Annotated in this window: 5 protein-coding genes and 1 pseudogene; 5 read left to right on the top strand and 1 reads right to left on the bottom strand. The window is 47.9% G+C overall.

The genetic code is table 11. From position 1 onward, the window contains the following. A pseudogene (locus DBO31_RS03205) lies at positions 1–389 on the top strand (lactate racemization operon protein LarA); the annotation flags it as partial. An 86-nt stretch (positions 390–475) separates the two neighbouring features. On the opposite strand, the gene DBO31_RS03200 reads toward DBO31_RS03205, so the two are convergent. After that, positions 476–787: a DUF6506 family protein gene (locus tag DBO31_RS03200; RefSeq protein ID WP_059076414.1), complete on the bottom strand. Its 312-nt coding sequence runs from the start codon at positions 785–787 to the stop codon at positions 476–478. Between the two features lie 194 nt (positions 788–981). Here DBO31_RS03200 and DBO31_RS03195 point away from each other — a divergent pair, with 194 nt between their 5' ends. The 4 genes from DBO31_RS03195 to DBO31_RS03180 form a co-directional block, all read left to right on the top strand. Further along, the gene (locus DBO31_RS03195; RefSeq protein WP_150824427.1) at positions 982–2,442 is read left to right on the top strand and encodes a sodium:solute symporter; all 1,461 of its coding nucleotides are present in this window, start codon (positions 982–984) and stop codon (positions 2,440–2,442) included. A gap of 156 nt (positions 2,443–2,598) precedes the next feature. Continuing rightward, positions 2,599–3,249: a transcriptional regulator gene (locus tag DBO31_RS03190; RefSeq protein ID WP_059076416.1), complete on the top strand. Its 651-nt coding sequence runs from the start codon at positions 2,599–2,601 to the stop codon at positions 3,247–3,249. A 372-nt stretch (positions 3,250–3,621) separates the two neighbouring features. Then, complete coding sequence (locus DBO31_RS03185) at positions 3,622–4,842, top strand: YgeY family selenium metabolism-linked hydrolase (RefSeq protein ID WP_150824426.1); 1,221 nt, start codon at positions 3,622–3,624, stop codon at positions 4,840–4,842. Next, positions 4,839–5,173 (top strand): amidohydrolase family protein (locus DBO31_RS03180; protein WP_150824425.1); only part of this gene is annotated, 335 nt, incomplete at its 3' end. The genes DBO31_RS03185 and DBO31_RS03180, both read left to right, overlap by 4 nt.

Raw genomic sequence — 5,173 nt, 5'->3', positions numbered from 1 at the left:
GTATGACGGCGGCAGAAGCCACATGTAAAGATGGTGGTGTCATTATCGATTGCTCCAGCTGCAGTGATGGACATGGCGGCGAAGATTTCTTTAACACGTTGAAACAGGCCGATGATCTGCAGAAAGCCATGGACGAAATACTGGCCCGCGATCGGAATGAAACAATCTTTGACCAGTGGGAATCGCAGATACTATTGCGTTTATTGCTCCATTTTGATATCATAATGGTAACTGATGCCCCTAAAGATATGGTAGAAGCTATGCATCTGAAATATGCGGCGAATATTGACGAAGCCTTTGCTATGGCGAAGAAGCTTCTGGCGGCAAAAGGTGTGGCTGACCCGAAAGTTACGGTCATTCCCGATGGCGTGTCGGTTATTGTCAAGTAACAATAGAATGACATAAACACAGCGGTGTGTACAATGATTTGTACACACCGCTTTTTTAATACTATGTATTGCTTGCCACTGTATTGTTATTTCTTGATGAAAAATGAATCACCGCTCTTATTGCCCATGCCAGGATGGATATCAAAGCGGACGACGCCGATTGAGGCCTTGCCGGCAACGGCCTGCTTGATCATGGCCGTCCCTTCTACGCCGAAGCCACCGCATAATTCAATGGCACCTACTCCGTTTTCTACCAGTTTTTTTGCTTCTTTGACGGCTTCTTCATAGGATTTGACACCGACTACGGTCAGGTCGAGACCGGGTCCAGGGATGACGGCTTTCTGCTTTTCCGGATCATTTCCCGGGGCAATATACATGAATGCTGCCTGATAACTCATACCATATCGTCTCCTTTTCATATTGATAGGTATATCATACGAAAGAGAAAGAAGAAATGCAAGATGCATCGGTCATAAAAGAAAGGCGGCGGGAGATGAAAAATATTTTGAATAATTGACAAAAATTTAGTTTGTAGATATGATAAAAACATAACCACTACTTGTTACTATCATATCATTAAGGAGGGATTTGTATGAGTGGATCTATTATTGTAGCCGCCGTTGTCATCGCATACATGGCATTTATGCTTTTCATCGGCTGGTACTCCAAGCACATGATTTCCGGCAATGCGGACTTCATGGTGGCCGGCCGCCGTCTGGGCCCTATCCTGATGGCGGGGACGCTGGCTGCCACGGAAATCGGCGGTGGCAGTTCGCTGGGCGTTGTCCAGCAGGGCATGGGGAAATACGGTATCAGTGCGGCCTGGTATGTTATTGCCATGGGCTTCGCCTTTGTCATTCTGACATTCCTGGCACCCAAATTCCGGGCATCGACAGTCAAGACCGTACCGGAATATTTCCGCCGCCGCTATGGCCGGCTTCCGGGCATCATCACGGCAATCGTCATGTTTCTGCCCCTTATTGGCCTGACGGCAGGGCAAATGATTGCATCAGCCGTCATTCTCTCGACGATGATGGGTATCAGCTTTAAAGTCTCCGTCATCGCTATTTGTGTCATCGTTACGATTTATTCTGTCATGGGAGGTCTCTGGTCTGTTACGCTTACCGATTTTGTACAGGTCTTTTTCATCGTATTTGGTATGGCCGTAGCTCTTCCTTACGCTCTCAATCTGGCAGGAGGATGGGATAATGTCGTGGCCAATGTACCGGCAGAATCACTGGATCTCTTTTCCGGTTACAGTGTCATCGATGTCATTGCCCTGACTATCATGTATATTACTACCTTTACGGTAGGACAGGAAGCAGTATCACGGTATTATGCAGCCCGTGATGGTCGGACTGCCCAGAAAGGGTCTGTCATGGCTGCTATCATCAATTTCATCTATGGATTTATTCCGGCGACACTGGGCGTCATCGTATTGGCTCTCATTAATATGGGCATCTTTGATGCGACCCAGTTCCAAAGTGTCGGTTCACGCTATGCCCTGCCGGTTCTGGCCGTAGCGGCTATGCCGCCTCTCGTTTGTGGCATCCTCTTTGCTGGTGTCATTTCGGCAACGATGTCCAGTGCCAGTTCGGACCTTCTGGGAGCCGGATCTATTTTTGCCAATGATATTTATCGCCAGTACATTAAAACGGAAGCGACCGATGAAGAGGTTATGAAAGTTGCCAAGATTGTCATGGTCCTGGCAGGATTGCTTTCCCTGCTCGTTGCATTATTCAATACATCGAGCATTATTACGATTCTTATGTTTTCCTTCTCGCTCCGTGCAGCCGGTGCTTTCTTCCCATATGTCATCGGTTTATACTGGAAAGGCGCATCTCTTGCAGGGACGATGGCATCACTTATTGCCGGTACGATTGTCGTCGTGTATCTGGAACAGTTTACCCATGGTGTCATTTTTGGTATTAAGTTCGGCCAGCCTATCCTGCCGGGTCTGGTTGTGAGCTTCATAGCATTTGTCATTTTCTCCAAATTGATGCCGCCGAAAGAAAAAACGACAGAACTGGCTTATGATGAACACGAATCCTGATTCGGCTGTAAAGTAGTTCTTTTTCGGTTTTATGCGATTTTACTTTGCTTTTACGGAGCAGAATATGGTATAGTAAATTAAGATGATAATGAAAATTTGTCATGACTGAAAAACAAATTTTTGCTCGTGTATATTAGGAAACGGAGTCGTTGACCGATGAAAGAAAATATGCTTACTTTTTTGAAACAATTAGCCCGGGGTATTGCACAGCAGTTCGGGCCCAGCTGTGAAGTCGTCGTCCATGACCTCAGTGGGGACAATGCGGAACATTCCATTGTTGCCATTGAAAATGGGCATGTTACGCACCGGAAAGTAGGAGATGGTCCGTCTATGGCTGTTCTGGAGGCATTGAGCGGCAAACCGGAAAAACTGCACACCGATGGCAGTTACCTGACAAAGACAAAGGATGGGCGTATCCTGAAATCGACGACTATTTACATCCGTGATGAACAGCAGAAAATCATCGGTATTTTTTCTCTCAATTTTGATATTACTGAATTGATGATGGTCAGCAATGCCATTAACCCGCTGGTATCTATTACGTCGCAGAAGGGTGAAACGGGCAGTATTCCGCACAATGTAACGGAACTTCTGCAGGAACTTATTGAAGAATCGACCCGTCAGGTAGGAAAACCTGTGCCGCTCATGACGCGCGATGATAAAATCCGGGCGATTAAATTCCTCAATGACCATGGAGCCCTGCTGATTACCAAAGCGGGGGATAAAATTTCCAAATACTTTGGCATCTCCAAGTATACGCTGTACAGTTATATTGACAGCAGTAATGATGATGATGCACCCGTTTAGGGACAGAAAGGGGGCTGTCACATGCCGTACGGTATGCGACAGCCCCCTTTGGGCATGATACATGTCATTAGTTCTGATGAGTCGCTGGAAGTGCCAGAAGACGATTGATGGTATAGATTGCCTGGATGGCCAGACGGGCGGCCCGCCCTGTTTTTTGCACTAATGCATTCATATAAATCATCCTTATCTAAAATAGTATTACTGTAGTGCATATAATAATACGTATCTTTTAGATATTTGTCAAGATAAATGCAAAAATATTTTTTAGGTTTTATATAAAATATTGACAAAAAATTAGATTGTGCGTACCATAACAAAGAAGAAAGGGGAATATCCCCTGGCTGCATTGATAACATAAAGGAGGAATGTGGCGTGGAAACCATATCTTGTGAAGAAGTCCGGAAACTGTGTCAGGCACTGATCCGCCAGCCAAGCTTGTCCGGACAGGAAAAAGGCGCCAGTCTCGTACTGCAGACGTATATGAAAGAGCAAGGTGTATTTGATACGATTCAGGTAGATGACTATGGGAATACGCTGGCTTCTATCAAGGGAGACCGGCCGGGACCAGTCGTACTCTTTGATGGCCATATCGACACGGTTCCCGTTGAAGATGAAACAGCCTGGACCTACCCTCCCTTTGCCGGAGATATACATGGAAACCGTCTGTATGGTCGTGGTGCCAGCGATATGAAAGGCGCACTGGCCGCCATGACGGTCGGGGCAGTACGGTTTGCCAGACAGACAAAAAAGAAGTTTGCCGGTACCCTGTATATCGCTGCCGTCGTTCATGAAGAATGCTTTGAAGGCGTCGCAGCCCGCGCCATCAGTCAGGCCATCCGTCCCGACTATGTCATCATCGGAGAAGCTTCCGGCCTCGATCTTAAAGTAGGCCAGCGCGGGCGGGCTGAAATTGTCCTTGAATCAAAAGGGAAGTCTTGTCATTCTGCCAATCCGGAAAAAGGCGTCAATGCTGTATACAAAATGTGTAAGGCTATTGCATGTCTGCAGCAGGTACCGGCTCCCGTTCATCCCGTATTGGGAAAGGGAATCCTGGAATTGACTGATATCAAATCTTCACCTTATCCCGGGGCTTCGGTCGTTCCCGATTACTGCCGGGCTACGTACGACCGTCGTCTGCTGACAGGGGAAACAAAGGAATCCGTCCTGGCACCGCTGAAACAGGCACTCCACACCTTGATGGAACAAGATGGAGAGGCGTCTTACCGCCTGTCCTATGCCGTAGGCAGAGAACGGTGCTATACTGGTGCAGATATAGAAGGAGAACGTTTTTTCCCGGGCTGGCTGTACGATAAACAGGCTGACTTTGTTCAGGCAGCAGCTGACGCGATGAAACAGGCCGGATTCACACCGGCTATCCGCCAGTATAACTTCTGCACTAATGGCAGCCACTATGCCGGTGAAGCCCATATTCCCACAATCGGACTGGGACCCAGCCGGGAAGACCTGGCTCATACAGTAGATGAATACATAGAACTTTCCCAGCTTACCGGCGCTGTTACCTGCTATGTGGCAGTAATGGGGGCCCTGTTGCAGGAACGGTTCCTGCCAGGTAAAGGGGGCGCATGTGTATGAGTATTCTCATTCAAAATGGGACTATTGTAGATGGTACGGGAACGGAACGGTATAAAGCGGATGTTCTCATCGATGGGGACCGTATCGGGGCAATCGGTCACATCGAACCGTCTGAAGGAATGTCCTGTGTTGATGCATCGGGGTGTATCGTAGCGCCAGGATTCATTGATACCCACAGCCACAGTGATATCGAAGTACTGCAGGACAGCCGCGTCCTGCCAAAGGTCATGCAGGGGGTAACGACAGAAATCCTGGGACAGGATGGCATATCCGTAGCCCCCCTGCCAGAAACTTACATTGCGACGTGGCGCCATAACCTGGCCGGTATCGG

The sequence above is a fragment of the Megasphaera sp. DJF_B143 genome, assembly GCF_900320625.1.
In the GTDB taxonomy this organism is placed as follows: Bacteria; Bacillota; Negativicutes; order Veillonellales; family Megasphaeraceae; genus Megasphaera; species Megasphaera hexanoica.
This window is presented reverse-complemented; position numbering and strand designations above follow the sequence as displayed.